General features: G+C 73.3%; 14 protein-coding genes. 5 read left to right on the forward strand and 9 right to left on the reverse strand.

Annotated elements, in window-relative coordinates; genetic code table 11:
- Window positions 1-40 precede the first annotated feature (40 nt).
- Window positions 41-1,180: a Gfo/Idh/MocA family oxidoreductase gene (locus E1281_RS03765; protein WP_131875708.1), complete on the forward strand. Its 1,140-nt coding sequence runs from the start codon at window positions 41-43 to the stop codon at window positions 1,178-1,180.
- A gap of 1 nt (window position 1,181) precedes the next feature.
- Complete coding sequence (locus E1281_RS03770; protein ID WP_131875709.1) at window positions 1,182-2,186, forward strand: sugar phosphate isomerase/epimerase family protein; 1,005 nt, start codon at window positions 1,182-1,184, stop codon at window positions 2,184-2,186.
- 181 nt (window positions 2,187-2,367) lie between these two features.
- Here E1281_RS03770 and E1281_RS03775 read toward each other — a convergent pair whose 3' ends face one another.
- Both E1281_RS03775 and E1281_RS03780 read right to left on the reverse strand, forming a co-directional pair.
- Window positions 2,368-3,078, reverse strand: a complete 711-nt coding sequence (locus E1281_RS03775) for a cupin domain-containing protein (protein ID WP_131875710.1) — start codon at window positions 3,076-3,078, stop codon at window positions 2,368-2,370.
- A gap of 77 nt (window positions 3,079-3,155) precedes the next feature.
- A complete protein-coding gene (locus tag E1281_RS03780) occupies window positions 3,156-3,740 on the reverse strand; it encodes a Uma2 family endonuclease (RefSeq protein WP_131875711.1) in 585 nt (194 codons plus the stop codon).
- 216 nt (window positions 3,741-3,956) lie between these two features.
- Between E1281_RS03780 and E1281_RS03785 the strand changes: the two genes are divergently transcribed.
- Both E1281_RS03785 and E1281_RS03790 read left to right on the forward strand, forming a co-directional pair.
- A complete protein-coding gene (locus tag E1281_RS03785; RefSeq protein WP_131875712.1) occupies window positions 3,957-4,523 on the forward strand; it encodes a DUF1707 domain-containing protein in 567 nt (188 codons plus the stop codon).
- 111 nt (window positions 4,524-4,634) lie between these two features.
- Window positions 4,635-7,289 carry a hypothetical protein gene (locus E1281_RS03790; protein ID WP_131875713.1) on the forward strand — a complete coding sequence of 885 codons (2,655 nt, stop codon included), beginning with the start codon at window positions 4,635-4,637 and terminating at the stop codon, window positions 7,287-7,289.
- Window positions 7,290-7,525: 236 nt separating this feature from the next.
- Here the strand turns inward: E1281_RS03790 and E1281_RS03795 are convergent, their stop codons facing one another.
- The 3 genes from E1281_RS03795 to E1281_RS03805 all read right to left on the reverse strand — a co-directional run bounded on the left by E1281_RS03795 (window position 7,526) and on the right by E1281_RS03805 (window position 10,030).
- Entirely contained in the window at window positions 7,526-7,711 is a 186-nt protein-coding gene (locus E1281_RS03795; RefSeq protein WP_131875714.1) for a hypothetical protein, read from the reverse strand.
- Between the two features lie 129 nt (window positions 7,712-7,840).
- Window positions 7,841-9,718, reverse strand: coding sequence for an endonuclease/exonuclease/phosphatase (locus tag E1281_RS03800; protein ID WP_243716547.1), 1,878 nt, complete (start codon window positions 9,716-9,718; stop codon window positions 7,841-7,843).
- Between the two features lie 120 nt (window positions 9,719-9,838).
- Window positions 9,839-10,030: a ferredoxin gene (locus E1281_RS03805; protein WP_131875715.1), complete on the reverse strand. Its 192-nt coding sequence runs from the start codon at window positions 10,028-10,030 to the stop codon at window positions 9,839-9,841.
- 183 nt (window positions 10,031-10,213) lie between these two features.
- Here E1281_RS03805 and E1281_RS03810 point away from each other — a divergent pair, with 183 nt between their 5' ends.
- Window positions 10,214-10,906, forward strand: a complete 693-nt coding sequence (locus tag E1281_RS03810) for a class I SAM-dependent methyltransferase (RefSeq protein ID WP_243716549.1) — start codon at window positions 10,214-10,216, stop codon at window positions 10,904-10,906.
- An 80-nt stretch (window positions 10,907-10,986) separates the two neighbouring features.
- Here the strand turns inward: E1281_RS03810 and E1281_RS03815 are convergent, their stop codons facing one another.
- The 4 genes from E1281_RS03815 to E1281_RS03830 form a co-directional block, all read right to left on the reverse strand.
- The gene (locus E1281_RS03815; protein WP_131875716.1) at window positions 10,987-12,096 is read right to left on the reverse strand and encodes a prenyltransferase; all 1,110 of its coding nucleotides are present in this window, start codon (window positions 12,094-12,096) and stop codon (window positions 10,987-10,989) included.
- Window positions 12,086-12,865 (reverse strand): class I SAM-dependent methyltransferase, encoded by a 780-nt coding sequence (locus E1281_RS03820; protein WP_207943084.1) that lies wholly within the window; start codon window positions 12,863-12,865, stop codon window positions 12,086-12,088. Before E1281_RS03820 ends, E1281_RS03815 begins: the two co-directional genes overlap by 11 nt.
- A 26-nt stretch (window positions 12,866-12,891) precedes the next feature.
- Entirely contained in the window at window positions 12,892-14,196 is a 1,305-nt protein-coding gene (locus E1281_RS03825) for a glycosyltransferase family 4 protein (RefSeq protein ID WP_243716551.1), read from the reverse strand.
- 79 nt (window positions 14,197-14,275) lie between these two features.
- Window positions 14,276-15,481: a cytochrome P450 gene (locus E1281_RS03830; RefSeq protein ID WP_131875722.1), complete on the reverse strand. Its 1,206-nt coding sequence runs from the start codon at window positions 15,479-15,481 to the stop codon at window positions 14,276-14,278.
- Window positions 15,482-15,506: the final 25 nt, after the last annotated feature.

The raw sequence follows: 15,506 nt of genomic DNA on the forward strand, positions 1-15,506 counted from the left end.
GCGGGCGGGCGCGCCGGCCAGACAGAGAGGTGAGCAGAACATGACGACCGTCGGAGTCGGGATGGTCGGGCACGCGTTCATGGGACGCGCCCACTCCCAGGCGTGGCGCAGCGTCGGGCCGTTCTTCGGGCCGCCGCTGACCCCGGTCATGACCGCGCTGGCCGGACGCTCCGCCGAGCGCGCCGGCGCCGCCGCCGCGTCGCTCGGCTGGGCGTCGGTGGAGACCGACTGGAAGGAGCTGCTCCGCCGCGACGACGTCCAGCTCGTCGACATCTGCACGCCGGGCGACGGCCACGCCGAGATCGCGGTCGCGGCGCTCGACGCGGGCAAGCACGTGCTGTGCGAGAAGCCCCTGGCCAACTCCGTCGCGGAGGCCGAGGCCATGGTCGCCGCCGCCGAGCGGGCCCGGGAGCGCGGCGTCCGGTCGATGGTCGGGTTCAACTACCGGCGCGTCCCGGCGGTCGCGCTGGCCCGGCGGCTGGTCGCCGAGGGGCGCATCGGGACCGTCCGGCACATCCGGGCCCAGTACCTCCAGGACTGGCTCACCGACCCCGAGGCGCCGTTCAACTGGAGGATGGACCGTGACAGGGCCGGGTCGGGCGCGCTCGGCGACATCGCCTCGCACATCGTCGACACCGCGCAGTTCATCACCGGCCACACGCTGACCGCGGTGTCGGCGGCGCTGGAGACCTTCGTCCCCGAACGCCCCGCGCCCGGCGGCGGCACGGCCCGGGTGACCGTGGACGACGCCGCCCTGTTCATCGGGCGCACCGACGGCGGCGCGCTCGCCTCCTTCGAGGCCACCCGCGCCGCCGCCGGACGCAAGAACGCGCTGCGGATCGAGGTCAGCGGCTCGTCCGGCGCCCTGTCCTTCGACCTGGAGTCCCTGAACGAACTCTGGCTCTACGACGCGGCCGAGGACGCGGCTACCGCGGGCTTCCGCCGCATCGTCGTCACCGAGCCCGTCCACCCCTACATGGGGCGGTGGTGGCCGCCCGGTCACGTCCTGGGCTACGAGCACACCTTCACCCACCAGATGGCCGACCTGCTCACGGCGATCGCGGACGGCACCGACCCCCGCCCCTCGTTCGCCGACGGCCTCCAGATCCAGCGCGTCCTCGCCGCGGTCGCCGACAGCGCGGCGTCCCGGAGCTGGGTCGACCTCGAAGGGAGCAACTGACATGGCACGACCGATCACCCTGTTCACCGGCCAGTGGGCGGACCTCCCGTTCGAGGAGGTCTGCCGGCTGGCGTCGGGCTGGGGCTACGAGGGCCTGGAGATCGCTTGCTGGGGCGACCACTTCGAGGTCGACAAGGCCCTCGCCGACGACGCCTACGTCCCCCGCAGGCTGGAGACGCTCGCCAAGCACGACCTCAAGGTCTGGGCCATCTCGAACCATCTCGTCGGCCAGGCGGTCTGCGACATCCCGGACGAGCGCCACCAGGCGATCCTGCCCGAGCGGATCTGGGGCGACGGAGAGCCCGAAGGCGTCCGGCGGCGCGCCGCCGCCGAGATCGAGGACACCGCCCGCGCCGCCGCGAAGCTCGGCGTCGACACCGTCGTCGGCTTCACCGGCTCCTCCATCTGGCACACGGTCGCGATGTTCCCGCCGACCCCCGACGCGATGGTCGAACGCGGCTACGCCGACTTCGCCGAACGCTGGAACCCGATCCTGGACGTCTTCGACGAGGCCGGCGTCCGTTTCGCGCACGAGGTGCACCCGAGCGAGATCGCCTACGACTACTGGACGACCTTGCGGACGCTGGAGGCGATCGGGCACCGTCCCGCGTTCGGCCTCAACTTCGACCCGTCCCACTTCGTCTGGCAGGAACTCGACCCGGTCGGCTTCCTGTTCGACTTCCGCGACCGGATCTACCACGTCGACTGCAAGGACACCAAGGTCAGGACGGGCGACGGCCGCCGCGGACGCCTCTCGTCCCACCTGCCATGGGCGGACCTCCGGCGCGGCTGGGACTTCATCTCCACCGGCCGGGGCGACGTCCCGTGGGAGGACGTCTTCCGCGCCCTCAACTCGATCGGCTACGACGGCCCGATCTCGGTCGAGTGGGAGGACGCCGGCATGGACCGCCTCCAGGGAGCCCCTGAGGCACTGGAGTTCGTCCGCGCCCTCAACGCGATGGAACCCCCCACGGCCTCCTTCGACTCGGCGTTCTCCTCGGATTGACCTGCGGCGCGCCGCCCCGTGAGGCCACGCACGGGGCGGCACGCCGTACCTCTACGGAGCGGTGCGGGCCCCGAGCCCGCCCGGAGCGTGCTCCTCGGCGAAGCGCGATCCGGGCGGCGGCGTGCGGGTCGGCGCAGGCGTGCAGGTTGAGCGCGAAGAGACCGAGAGTCGGTGGCATGGGTCAATGGCCCGACGGAGAGGGCAGGGCGCGGAAGTCGGTGAAGTCGAAGCCGGGGGAGACGACGCAGCTGACCAGGACTTCCTCGTCGCCGGACGGGTGGGCGGCCTGCCACACGCCCGCCGGTACGACGGCCTGCGGGACCTGGCCGTCCGCCACGTCCGGGCCCAGCGTGACGGTCTCCTGCGTTTCGGACGGACGGTCGCCGCCCCCGCCCAGGTACAGCGTCAGCGGACCTCCCCGGTGCCACAGCCACACCTCGGCGGACCGGACTGCATGCCACATCGACTCCTCGCCGGGCGGCAGCAGGAAGTAGATGGCGGTGGCGCTGGCGCGCTCGCCCGGGTAGCCGTCGGGCGCGAAGGCGACGTCCGACCGCCACGTCTCCCGGTACCAGCCGCCCTCCGGATGCGGCAGCAGCCCGAGCGCCTCCGCCGTCGCGGGCCGCTCCAGCACCGCGACGTGCCGCCCGTCCGGCCCCCGCCGCACATACCGCACCCGGACCGCAGTCGTTCGGTCGATGACCCCGCGTCCCGGCACGGCCCCAGGCGCCGGATCGAGAGTGACGGCGACGACCTGCCCCTCCTTGAACACGTCATCGGCGACCGCCAAAGCTGCGTCGTCATCGGGCGCCCACACCGCGCCGGCCTCGGACAAGACGAACCGCGGACCGGCCTGCGCCAGCCACGCATCAAGGGGAGTAAGCAGGAGCACACCACGAGCTTAGGACCTGGAGCAGCAACCCCGGCCACGCACGGGAGCACAGTGGGCCGTTACTGCAATGAGCACGCTCAATCCATCTCGGAGAGGCGGGCGGGGTCGAAGGTGATCGGGAACGGGCGCTTGAGCGTGACGGTCTCGCCGGAGCGGGCCTTGGCGGCCACCTCGTAGTGGTCGTCCCGCAGTTCCAGCATGGTGACCGTGGGACGGGGCTCAAGGTCGATCAGCCAGTAGTGGGGGATGCCGGTCACGGCGTACTCGTCGACCTTGCGGACGCGGTCGATCTGCTCGTTGACCGTGCGCGGGGTGACGACCTCGGCGACGAGGATGAGGTCGGGGCCGTAGTAGGTGCGGGTCTGGCGTTCCAGGGCGGTGCGGGCGACGTCCCGGGACACGGCGAAGACGTCCGGCTTGCGGATGCCCGCGGGTGTGGTGACGTCCTGCGGGGCCCCGGCGACGTGGACGTCGGCGTCCGCCTGGCGGGCCGCGTCCTTGAGGATGCCCTTGAGCTGTTCGGCCGCGTGGTCGTGCCACAGGTCGCCCGGCAGCTCGTTCAGCCAGCCGTCGGCCAGCTCGTAGCGGCGGCCTTCCTCGGGCAGCGCGTCAAGGTCGTACAGCGTGTACGGACCGTGCGCGCGGCCGAGCGTCCCGCCCATGGACCGTCCCCCCTCACCTGGCCTTCCTCGAATTTAGCGGACGCGGGTCCGGTGGCGGCGCAGGCATGATCGCGCGTCGGGATGCGGCCAATGTCTCGAAAACCGAGGGGCGGAAAGTTAAGATACATCTTGTCTTGGACTTGACCCTCCACCCAGGGGAGGGACGAGCCTGCGACTCCCGGCAGGGGAGGCAGACCGTCCCGAAGGAGAGATGCGATGAGCGTCGAGCAGTTCGCCCAGCCCATGCCCTCGCTGCGCGCTTCGGACCGCGACCGTGACGAGATGCTCGTCCGGCTGCACGACGCCTTCGCCGAGGGGCGTCTGAGCGAGGCCGAACTCGATGAGCGCATCGACCTCGCCCTTGCGGCGCGCACCCACGGGGAACTCGGCGCCGTGGCCGCCGACCTGCCCCGTGACGGGGACGAGCCCTGTCCGGAGCGCCCGGGGCCCGCCGGACGGTTCCAGGTCGCCTACAAGAGCTCGGTCACGCGCGGCGGACGCTGGCGGCTGCCCGAGCGGTTCACCACCGTCGTCTACAAGGGCACCGGGCTGCTCGACCTGCGGGCCGCCGACCTGGACGGGCCCGTCACGAGGCTGAGGATCCTGGCCTACAAGTCGCTGGTGGAGATCATCGTGCCTCCGGGTGTCCGCGTGGAAGCGGACGGTGTAGGCGTCTCGGCCGAGGTTCACGGTGTCCCGCCCGCCGACGCGCCGGTCGTCCATGTCCGGGGTTATGCCTACAAGGGAACGATCGAAGCGAAAGATCGGATACGCCGTTGCTGAAGTGATAGAACGCTCCCGCGGGCCCATTGGCCGCCGTTCCACTCGATGTCCGTACAGACAGCGATGTGGCGCGATTTGATGGTGGTCCTGGAGGACCGTGAAGGAGCGCGTGTGACGGCGAGGACCCCGGAGCAGGACGAGGCTCGGCCGGAGACCGGGGAGGAGGCGTCCGGCTCCCACCAGGTCCGGCGGCGGCTGACGTTCGGTGTCGCCGGCGACCTCGCCGACCTGCCGGCGGCGACGTCGCCCTGGCAGCGCGCTTACGAGGCGTGGCGGGCGGCCGGGCTGCGCTGGGGCCACGGCGCCCCGCCCCGGGACCGCGCCGGGAGCGGCACGGCGAGCGTCAACAAGGTCCGCCTGGAGACGGATGGCGGGGACGAGGCGACGGCGGCGAAGTCCGGGCCCGCCGAACCTGCGCCCGAGAAGGCCGGGTCCAAGAAGCCCGGGTCGAAGAAGCCCGCGTCCAAGAAACCGGCCTCTGACAAGGCGGCCGCGAAGAAGCCCGCCTCGGCGGAGCCCGCGTCCGCGAAGCCCGCGGTGAAGAAGCCCGCGGTGAAGAAGCCCGCGGTGAAGAAGCCCGCGCCCGACCCTGACGACGTGCTGGTGGCCGGGCCGAGCATGCCCGCGCCGAAGAGGGCGCCGGCGTCCTCCCCGCGGCCGGGACTCCGGGCGCGGTCGCGGCTGGCGGTCGCGACCGGGCTCGTGCTGGTCGCCGGAGGCGCGATCTTCACGGTGTCCCAGGGGGAGAGCGACTCGGACGAGCCGAGCCTCGCGGGGCCGGTGGCGGCGGACGCGCTGTTCGCCCCCGACCCGGCCGCCGAGACCGACGGGCTCGTCCAGGACCTCGGCACCGTCGCCTCCGTCGGCGGGACGCTCGTCGCCCTGGGCACCGAGGGCGACGGCACCCCGGAGCGGGAGCGGCCCCGGTTCCTCTTCTCCATCGACGCGGGGAAGGCGTGGTCGCTGGCGCGGGTCCGCACCCCGGACGGCTCGGTGGCCCCGCTCGGCGACAGCCCGGACATGGTCACCGGCGGAGGCGGCCGGTGGACGGCGCTCGGCCGCTCGTCCGGCGGCGGCGCGGTGGCGTGGACGAGCGAGAACGCGCAGACCTGGACGCGGCATGCGCTCGGGGCCGTGTTCAAGCCGTCCGACGAGGTGCGGGACGTGGCCCGCGTCGGCACGGGGTTCGTGGCCGTGGGCGGCGGGAGCGGCCGGGCCGTCGCCTGGATCTCGCCGGACGGCCGGAGGTGGCAGCGCATCGAGGGCATCGAGGGGATCTCGGCCTTCGAGCGCGTGGCGTCGTCCGGGAGCGTCCTGGTGGCCAACGGGACCTACCCCAGGAACATCACCCAGAAGCGCGGCAGGAGGAAGGTCACCCGCACCGTGCCGAGCCAGGGCGTCTGGCGCTCCACGGACGGCGGGCGGACGTGGGCGCGCGTGAGCATCCCGCAGGGGCACGGCTCGTACGGGTCCACCAAGGGACTGGCGTTCGGCCCCGGCGGGTTCGCCACCGTCCGCGAGGGCCGGCACACGTCCGGCCGGAAGGACCGCCGGAGGACGACCCGGTTCGGGGTCCTGTTCACCTCGGCGGACGGGCGGACCTGGCGGGCGGCGAGCCGCTTCCCGGGCCACGGCGTCGAGCGGTTCGGCGGGACGCCCGCCGGGCTGGCGGTCCTCGTGCAGGGCGCGAAGGGCGCCCACACGATCCTGAGCACGGCCGACGGCCGCACCTGGAAGGACGGCGGCACGGTGGCCGCACCCGTCCGGAGCAGTGGGCTGACGGTCGCCTCGGGCGGCGCGGTGGCGGTCTCCGGCAGCCGGGGCGACGACGCCTACCTGCACGGCGTGGATCTGCGGAGCGTGCCGGGGGCCGTCCGGCCGGAACGCGCCGTCCGGTCGCTCGCGGCCTCCCCGGGCCGGTCGGTCGCGGTCGGCAGCACCAACGGCGGAGCGGCGATCTGGACGGCGCCGGACGGCCGCGCATGGCAGCGGGCCCGGTTCCCCGGAACGGGCGGGCGGATGTCGGACGTCGTCCGCGGCGGCAAGGGCTGGCTCGCGGTGGGCCGCACGTCCGGCGAGTCCCCGGGCCCCCTGGCGATGACCTCGAAGGACGGGGTGACCTGGCGGAAGGCCGCGTTCCCCGGCGGCCCGCCGCCCGTGGCGGCCGCCGCCGGCCCGTCCGGCTACGTCGCGGCCGGGACGGGCGTGATCTGGCGGTCGGCCGACCTCACGACGTGGCGGCGCACCGACCTCGACGGCGCACCGTCCGACGTGACCGCGGCGGCCGGAAGGTACGTGGCGGTCGGCGGCAAGGACGGGGCGCCGGCCGTCTGGACGTCCGCCGACGGCGCGAAGTGGACGGCCGCCGGGCTTCCGGCCGGCCTCGCCGCCGGGCCGCTCGCCAAGGTCGCCGCGCACGGGAGCGTCCTGGTGGCGATCGGCGCGGACGGGGCCTCGCTGGTCTCCGCCGACGGCGGGAGGACCTGGGCCGCGCACGGCCTCGGCGGCGACCTCGTCGCCACCGCGATCACGTCGGGGCCGGACGGCTTCGTCGCGGCCGCGACCACCTCACGGCGGGACGCGGCCGTCCTGGCGTCCGCGGACGGCGTCACCTGGCGGCGGCTCCCGGTCCCCGGCCTGGCCGGGCCGGGCGAGCGGCGGCTCACCGCGATGACCGCCATGGGCCCCGCCGTCCTGGCCACCGGGACGGTCGCCGGCGCGCACTCGGAAAGCCCTCTGCTGTGGAAGGCGGCCGTTCCCGAGTGAAGCGGGGGTGCGGGTGTCAGCCGTTGCAGCCGCAGGAGCAGCCCTTCGGGCACGAGCATCCGCCGCCATGTCCGCAACTGCAGTTCTTTGTCGTCATGGGCGGAAAATAACCCCGTCACGGCGCCCGGTCCATGGCCCCGGGCGCGAGGTACGTCTGTCGTAGAGGGTGCCCTGTCGTATGGACACGGGCCGCCCCATGGCGGGGACGCAGGACGGCCCGTGCCCGGTCCGGAGGCTCAGAAGTCGATGTGGAAGTCGACGCCGAGCAGGACGAGGATCCAGAGGAAGACGGCCAGCAGCGCGCTGATGATGCGCTCGATCAGGCCCTCGTCGATGTAGCCGCGGTCCCAGGCGATGAACACGCCGATGATGAGGTAGATGAGGCCGACCAGGCTGATGTGCGGCCGGTATCGGGTCGCCATTGGGGGCGTCTCCTCCCGGTGGGGGTGTGACGATCGCTCGCTGCCCGGCCCGGCGGGGAGAAAACACCGGAGGTATTCAGGGCCGTCCCCTGACGATCTTTTCGGTGCCTCCCAAATTGGGGGAGCGCCCTACTTCCCGGGAATCGCGATGCGGACGACGGCGGGGTCGCGGTCGTCGGGGTGATCGGCGAACTCGGCGTTGCGGTGCACCACGTCCAACTCGTGCTTGTGCCGGCGCAGGGACCGGCTGAGCAGGATGTGGTCGAGGGTCTCGGAGTTGCCGCCCGAGATCGCCGTGTAGCGGTCGCCCGCGGGCAGCCTCGCCGCGAGGGACTGGAGCCCGGTGCCCTCGGACAGGGTGCGGACGGGCGCGGCGGTCTCCGGGTCGTTCAGCTCGCCCGCGACGATCACGTCGGCGTTCTCGTCCACCTTCCGGACCGACCGCACGAAGCCGGCCACCACGCGGGCCTGGGCGTCGCGGCGCCACAGGGTGGGCCGGGACGGCGGCTGGTTCCGGCCGAAGAACGGCTGGTCCTGGGTGGTCCGCGGGAACCACTGGTTCGCGATCACGATGATGCGGCGGCCCTGCCAGGTGACCTCCCCGGCGACGGGCTTGCGGGTGCCCGCCCACGCTTCGTCGCCGGGCGCGATCCGGCCGGGGCTGAGCGACAGCCCCGCCGTCCCGCCGCGCCGGACGGGCTCGACCGCCGTCACGGCCGGGTCGGGGCCCTTGGGCGGGTCCTCCGGGAGCGGGTCGGCGAGGGACGGGCGGTCGACGAACGTGAGCCCGCGGTCGGTGCGGAACAGGAACCCGGCCCGCCGGTTGTCGCCCTCCTCGCCGCCGTCGGCGTTGTCGCGCGGGGTCACCGACCGCCAGTCGTAGGCGGGGCCGCCCGCCGCGCTGATCGAGGTGATCAGCTGGGCGACGGTCTGGTCGGCGGTGACGGTGCCGTCGTCGTCGGGCCCGCTGTTGTCGCCGAGGTCGCTGACCGCGATGAGGTCGGGGGAGCGCAGCCCGGTCACGATGTCGCCGGCGAGGTCGGTGAACCGCGCGGGCGGCGAGCCCGGGTGCAGCCCGTCCAGGCGGGCGGTGGCGACGGCGAGCTCGCCCTGCCGCTGCGGGCGCGTGGCCTCCCGGGTCAGCTCGCCCGCCGCGCGGCGCGGGGCCGCGGTGAGCAGCAGGTGGTAGGCGCCGTAGCCGTAGTCGAGGACGCCGTGGTTCGCGCCGGGCAGCCGGTCGCCGACGTTCATCCCCGGCAGCGGGGCGAGGGCGTCGTCGAGGATGATCCGCTCGGGGTTGGCGTCGCCGACGCGCTGCCAGTCGCCGGGGCGGAGCAGGATGCCGCCGCGCTCCGTCCGCGTCCCGGCGCCCGCGCCCGCGGAGGGCAGCACCGGGATCTCGCCGTGGCGGGACGGCCCGACCGCGACCGCGTCGCGGATCTCGATCCGCATCCCTTCGAGGGACTCGTAGAAGTCGATGCCGTCGCGGCGGGGGTCGAAGGAGCCGCCCCGCTCGACGTTCCCGTGGGCCCGGTCGATCACCTGCCCCGGCGCCCGGCGCCCGCCCGCGCCGACCACGACCGGCGCCGGCAGCGGAGCGCCGTGCGCCTCGACCGCGGTCCTGGTCGCGCCGATCTCCGTGCGGGTGAGCCCGCCGGACGAGCCCCCGCCGGGACGGAACTCGCCGACCCGGCCGTCCACCCGGACGGAGTCGCCGACCGCCACGTCCGGCCGCGTGCGGGTGAAGACGAACACGCCCTCGGCCGTCGCGTCGTTCCCGTCGGGGCGGGGGTCCTGCATCCAGTACCCGTTGCCGGTCAGCGCGGTCACGACGCCGGGCACCCCGGCGACGGCGGACCCGTTCAGCGGCGAGATGTGCGCGGCGCCCTGGATGTGGCGGATACGGACCGCCGGGGCCGCGTGGGCGGCGCCCGCCGCGGCGACCGGCGCGGCCAGCGGCGCGACCAGGACGGCCGCTGCCAGGAGCCTCCGGAGACCGTGCACCACCGCGCTCCATGATCGTCTAGGGGAGTCCGACCGGACGACAAGGATGATACGCGCGCGTCCGGGTGCGGTGTGCCCGCTTTGCGACCGGGCGTGTGGCGGGGGTGCGACCGGGCGCGGGGGCTACTCCTCCAGCGTCAGCGCGGCCTTCGGGCACGACCGGACCGCGTGCCGGACGCGGTCCTGCTCGCCCTCCGGGACGTCCGGCTTGAGGATCTCCAGTTCGTCCTCGTCATTGAGGTCGAAGACCTCCGGAGCGAGCCCGACGCACACGGCGTTCGCCTCGCACACCAGCGGGTCGACTCGTACTCTCATCGCCTTCTCCGTTCACACGTGAGCGTGCAGGGGCCCCGAGGCGCCACTCTCGCCCGCCAACCTACCGAACCGGGTTCGGGGCGGCGGCGCCCACCCCGAAAGTAGAACATGTTCCAATATAGGGCGGTGGGGGTGGGTATGACCGGGCGGATCCCGGATAGGGTGCCCCGACGGAGGAGATCGATGACCAAGAACCAGCCCACCGGTACCGGGACGTCCACCGGCCCGATGCCCGCGGACCTGCTTCGGGCCGCGCGCAACGCGAAGGGCTTCATGCCGGACGACGAGGGCCTGGCACTCTACGAGACGGCCCTCGACTACGGGACGCGCCTGGCCGCCACGGGCCCGATCCTTGAGATCGGCACGTACTGCGGGAAGTCCGCCATCTATCTGGGGGCCGCCGCCAGGGCGGCGGGGACGACCGTCGTCACCGTCGACCACCACCACGGCTCCGAGGAGAACCAGGCGGGCTGGGAGCACCACGACCCGTCCCTCGTCGACCCGAGCACCGGCCGGATGGACACGCTTCCCAAGTTCCGGAAGACGATCGCCGCCGCCGGGTTGGAGGACGAGGTCGTCGCCGTCGTCGGGCAGTCCCGCACGCTGTCGGCCTTCTGGCGGACACCGCTGGCGCTGCTCTTCATAGACGGCGGCCACGCCGAGGAGCACGCGCAGGCCGACTACGAGGGCTGGGCGCCCCATGTCGCGGCCGGCGGAGCCCTGGTGATCCACGACGTCTTCCCCGACCCCAAGGACGGCGGCCAGGCCCCCTACCGCGTGTACCGACGCGCTCTGGAAAGCGGCGAATTCGAGGAGCGCCGCGCCGAGGGCTCACTCCGCATCCTGGAACGCACCACCACCGCCCCCCTCCGTTGACTTGCGGCGTGTTGTTGTCAAGGACACGCGGATAACAACGACTCGCCGCAAGTCAACGACGAGCGGGCCGCGGAGACCGGCTAGCGGGCCGCGGAGACCAGGGTGCAGCCGCACGCCAGCGGGTCGGACGCCTCGGACGGGCCCAGCGGCCGTCCGGCGATCTCCTTGAAGAGGCGGGCGCCCGGGCTCGCGTCCGCCAGCGCGTCCGCCGCCAGGACCACGGCGGCCGCGGTGTAGGTGGAGCGGTCCCCGGGGAAGTGCCGCCGGTTCTCGAACTGCCAGCCCGTCCAGTACGAGCCGTCCTCGTGGCGCAGGTGCTGGATGGTCGCGAACAGCTCCAGCGCGCGGTCGCGGTCGCCGGCCGCGTCCAGCGCCAGCACCAGCTCGCAGCTCTCCGCCGCCGTCACCCACGGCTGGTCGGACACGCAGCGGCAGCCGAGTCCCGGCACGACGAACGTGTCCCAGCCCTCCGCGAACCGGCGCGCCGCGTCCTCGCCGCGCAGGGGGCCGCCCAGCACCGGGTAGTACCAGTCCATCGACCAGCGGCTCTTGTCGGCGAACGCCTCCGGGTGCGCGGCCACCACGTGCCCGAGCTGGTCGGCGGCCAGCTCCCACTCCGGCCGGGGCTCGCCGAGGTGCTCGGCCAGCGCGACCGCGCACCGCAGCGACTGGTGGATCGACGAGCAGCCGGTCAGCAGCGCGTGGTCGGACGCCCGGCCGTTCTCGTGCCGCAGCCAGATGACCTCCCCGCGCCGGGTCTGCAGCCCGAGGGTGAACTCGACCGCCCGCTGGACCGCGGGCCACATCTCCCGCGCGAACTCCTCGTCCCCGGTCGTCAGCAGCTCGTGCCAGACGCCCACCGCGATGTAGGCGGCGTGGTTGGACTCGCCGCCCGGCTCGACGACCTCGCCCAGCACCCACTTGACGGGCCACGACCCGTCCGGCCGCTGGACGTCGCGCAGCCACGCGTAGGCCCGCCTGGCCTCCGCGCCGAGCCCGGCGACGCTCAGCGCCATCGCGGCCTCGACGTGGTTCCAGGCGTCCACGTGGCCGGGGACGCCGCCCGTGGGGGAGAACCAGGGGATCGCGCCGGACTCCTCCTGCTGCGCGGCGATGCTCCGCGCCGTCGCGAGGACGTCCTCCGCGGACAGGACTCCGGTCACCGAGGGCGGGCCCGCCTCAGACCGCATCCGCGGTCTCCTTGGCCGGGGCCGCCGGCGTGCCCGGCGCGGCCGGCTTGGCGAAGTAGACGACGACGCTCTTGCCGATCAGCGGGTTCATGACGCGCTCGGCCACCCGGGTGGCGAGGGGGCGCTTCATGATGTCCCACACGAGGATCTGGTGGTAGGCCTTGGCGAGCGGGTTGCCGTCGTTGTTCACCCCGACCGCGCACTTGATCCACCAGTACGGGGCGTGCAGGCCGTGCGCGTGGTGGTGGCCGCCCACCCTGAAGCCGACCGACTTCAGCTTGGCCTCCAGCTCGGCCCGCGTGTAGATCCGCACGTGGCCGCCGGGCGCGGTGTGGTAGTCCTCCGAGAGCGCCCAGCACACCCGCTCGGGCAGCCAGCTCGGCACGGTGACCGCGAGCTTCCCGCCCGGCCTGAGGACGCGCAGCAGCTCGCGCATCGCCGTCATGTCGTCGGGGATGTGCTCCAGGACCTCGGACGCGATGATCGAGTCGAAGTGGTCGTCGGGGAACGGCAGGTCGAGCGCGTCACCCTGCACGGTCTCTGCGGTCGCGTCCTCGGGCACGTCGCCTTCGAGGCTCATCGCCCCGAACATCTTCTCGACCTCGGACAGCTCTCCGGCGTCCTGGTCGAAGGCCACGACGTGCGCTCCCCGCCGGTACAGCTCGAAGGCGTGCCGTCCGGCGCCGCACCCCATGTCGAGGACGCGGTCTCCGGGGTCGACGCGGAACCGCTGGAAATCCACGGTCAGCAGGGTCGTGCTCCTTTCCATGCGAGGGACGCCCGGAAGGGCGCCTCTCAGCCCTTGCCCTTGCCCGCGGCGAGCCGCAGGTAGTTCTGCTGGGTGACGGCGGCCCGGTAGTGCTCGACCGTGGCCTTGGCCACCGCGGGCCAGGCGAAACGTTCCTGGACGCGGGCCAGGCCCGCGCCGCCGACACGCGCGCGCTCCTCGGCGGAGTCGTGCAGCCGGTGCAGGGTCGCGGCCAGTTCCTCCACGTCCCCGGGCGGGACGAGGACGCCGCCGTCGCCGACCACCTCGGGCAGCGCGCCGGCGCGGCTCGCGACCAGCGGCGTCCCGGACGCCATGTGCTCCACGGCCGGCAGCGAGAACCCCTCGTAGCGGGACGGGACCACCGCGGTCTCCGCGGACGCCAGCAGCTCGCCCAGCTCGCCGTCGCTGATGCCGCTGACGAAGCGGACGCGGTCGCCGAGCGCCAGTTCCCGCACGAGCTTCTCGGTCGGGCCGTCCTTCTGCGGCTTGCTGACGACGATGACGTGCACGTCCCGCTCGGTGGCGAGCTTGGCGACCGCGCGCAGCAGCACGTCCACGCCCTTGATCGGCGCGTCCGCGCTGGCCATCGCCACGATCCGGCCGGGGACGCGCTCGCCGCGCGGGTGGAAGACGCGGGTGTCGACGCCGAGCGGCAGGATCTCGATGTCGCGCGGGTCGACCTTGAAGTCCTTGACGATGTCGACCTTGGACGACTCCGACACCGTCAGCACCGGGCCGATCCGCCGCGACACCTGCGACTGCATCCCGACGAACCCGTACCATCGGAACTTGCCGAGCTTCTGCTTGATGCCGCGCGCCGCCTCCAGCTCGATCCGCCGGTCGACGCTGATCGGGTGGTGGATGCTGGTCACCAGCGGCAGGCCGAGCCGGGCGATGCCGAGGTTGCCGAGGCCGAGGACCTGGTTGTCGTGCACGACGTCGAAGTCGCGGCGGCGCTCCTTCAGCAGCCGCAGGGCGCGCAGGCTGAAGGTCAGCGGCTCGGGGAAGCCGCCCGTCTTCATGTGCGCGAACTCCAGGACGTCCACCCAGTCGCGGAACTCCTTCAGCGCCGGGTAGCGGAACGGGTCCTCGTCCCGGTACAGGTCCAGGCTCGGGATCTTCGTGAGCGTGATCTCCTCGCGGTCCAGCTCCGGGTACGGCTGGCCGGACAGCACCTCCACGGTGTGCCCCAGATCGGCCAGTTCCCGGCTCAGATGCCGGAGGTAGACGCCTTGGCCGCCGCAGTGCGGCTTGCTCCGGTACGAGAGCAGGGCGATGCGCAACGGCCCGCCCGGGCGTGACGGAACGTCCGGCTCGCCTGCCTCACCCACGCCATCCCCTGCCCACGCACCACTCCCGTCAGTCTCGCGGGCCGCGTCGGACCGCACACGGTCACCCCGCACATGGTCACTACGGCCGCACACGCACCGGCATCTCCTTGATGCCGTTGATGAAACTAGACCTTAGCCTCCGAACGTTACCGATGAGTTCAATATTGGGCACAGTGTCCAAAAGTGTTTCGAAGAGCACACTGAGCTCAAGGCGGGCGAGGTGGGCGCCGAGGCAGAAGTGGGGCCCGCCGCCGCCGAACCCGATGTGCGGGTTGGGGTCGCGGCCCACGTCGAAGGCGTACGGGTCGTCGAAGACCGCCTCGTCCCGGTTGGCGGAGGCGTAGAACACCACGACCTTGTCGCCCTCGGCGATCCGGCGGCCGCCGAGTTCGGTGTCCCGGGCGGCGGTCCGCTTGAACAGGTTGACCGGGGTGACCCAGCGGACGATCTCGTCCGCCGCCGTCCGGACCAGGGACCGGTCGGCCCTGAGCCGCTCCCACTGCTCCGGATGCTCCAGCAGCGCCAGCATGCCGCCGCTCGCCGCGTTGCGGGTCGTCTCGTTGCCCGCGACCGACAGCAGCATCACGAACAGCTCGAACTCGTCCCCGCTCAGCACCTCCCCGCCCGCGTCCGGCTGGAGCAGCTTGGTGACGATGTCCTCGCGCGGGTTCTCCCGCCGGTCGGCGGCCAGGACGTTCGCGTACGTGTACAGCTCCGTCGCGGCGGCCTGGCCCTCCTCCGGCGTCCGCTGGAACTCCGGGTCGTCCCCGCCGATCAGCGTGTTGGACAGGTGGAAGATCTTCTCCCTGTCCTCCGGCGGGGCGCCCAGCAGCTCGCAGATCACGTACAGCGGCAGCGGCGCCGCCAGGTCCCGGACGAAGTCGGCCTCCTCGCCCCGCTCCGCCGTCTCGGCGACCAGCTCCCGGCAGATCTCCCTGATGTGCTCCTCCAGCGCGCCGATGGCGCGCGGCGTGAAGCCCCGGTTGACGATGCTCCGCTTGCGCGAGTGCTCCGGCGGGTCCTGGTTGAGCATCATCATCCGCTGCAGGGCGAGGTGCTCCTCCTCCGGTTCCTCGAACAGGGCGAGCCGCCGCCACGACGAGAACAGCTCCGGATGCCGCGACACGTGCACCACGTCCGCGTGCCGGGTCACCGCCCAGAACGGCGGGAAGTCCCGGGCGGGGTCGCCGTGGTGGCGGTGCACCGGATCGTGCTCGCGCAGCCAGGCCAGCTGCCCGTGCGGGACGCCGCCGTGCTCGTACGCGCCCGGGTCGACGAGCTCGATCTCGGGGGTGGGGGTGGTGGTGTCT

It is taken from the genome of Actinomadura sp. KC345, assembly GCF_004348515.1.
Lineage (GTDB): Bacteria > Actinomycetota > Actinomycetes > Streptosporangiales > Streptosporangiaceae > Spirillospora.

What these genes read in the sequence shown, in the direction of transcription:
- E1281_RS03765 (WP_131875708.1), top strand. Translation starts at nt 41, where the DNA reads ATGACGACCGTCGGAGTCGGGATGGTCGGGCACGCGTTCATGGGACGC.
- E1281_RS03770 (WP_131875709.1), top strand. Translation starts at nt 1,182, where the DNA reads ATGGCACGACCGATCACCCTGTTCACCGGCCAGTGGGCGGACCTCCCG.
- E1281_RS03780 (WP_131875711.1), bottom strand. Translation starts at nt 3,740, where the DNA reads ATGGGCGGGACGCTCGGCCGCGCGCACGGTCCGTACACGCTGTACGAC.
- E1281_RS03785 (WP_131875712.1), top strand. Translation starts at nt 3,957, where the DNA reads ATGAGCGTCGAGCAGTTCGCCCAGCCCATGCCCTCGCTGCGCGCTTCG.
- E1281_RS03795 (WP_131875714.1), bottom strand. Translation starts at nt 7,711, where the DNA reads ATGGCGACCCGATACCGGCCGCACATCAGCCTGGTCGGCCTCATCTAC.
- E1281_RS03805 (WP_131875715.1), bottom strand. Translation starts at nt 10,030, where the DNA reads ATGAGAGTACGAGTCGACCCGCTGGTGTGCGAGGCGAACGCCGTGTGC.
- E1281_RS03810 (WP_243716549.1), top strand. Translation starts at nt 10,214, where the DNA reads ATGACCAAGAACCAGCCCACCGGTACCGGGACGTCCACCGGCCCGATG.
- E1281_RS03815 (WP_131875716.1), bottom strand. Translation starts at nt 12,096, where the DNA reads ATGCGGTCTGAGGCGGGCCCGCCCTCGGTGACCGGAGTCCTGTCCGCG.
- E1281_RS03820 (WP_207943084.1), bottom strand. Translation starts at nt 12,865, where the DNA reads ATGGAAAGGAGCACGACCCTGCTGACCGTGGATTTCCAGCGGTTCCGC.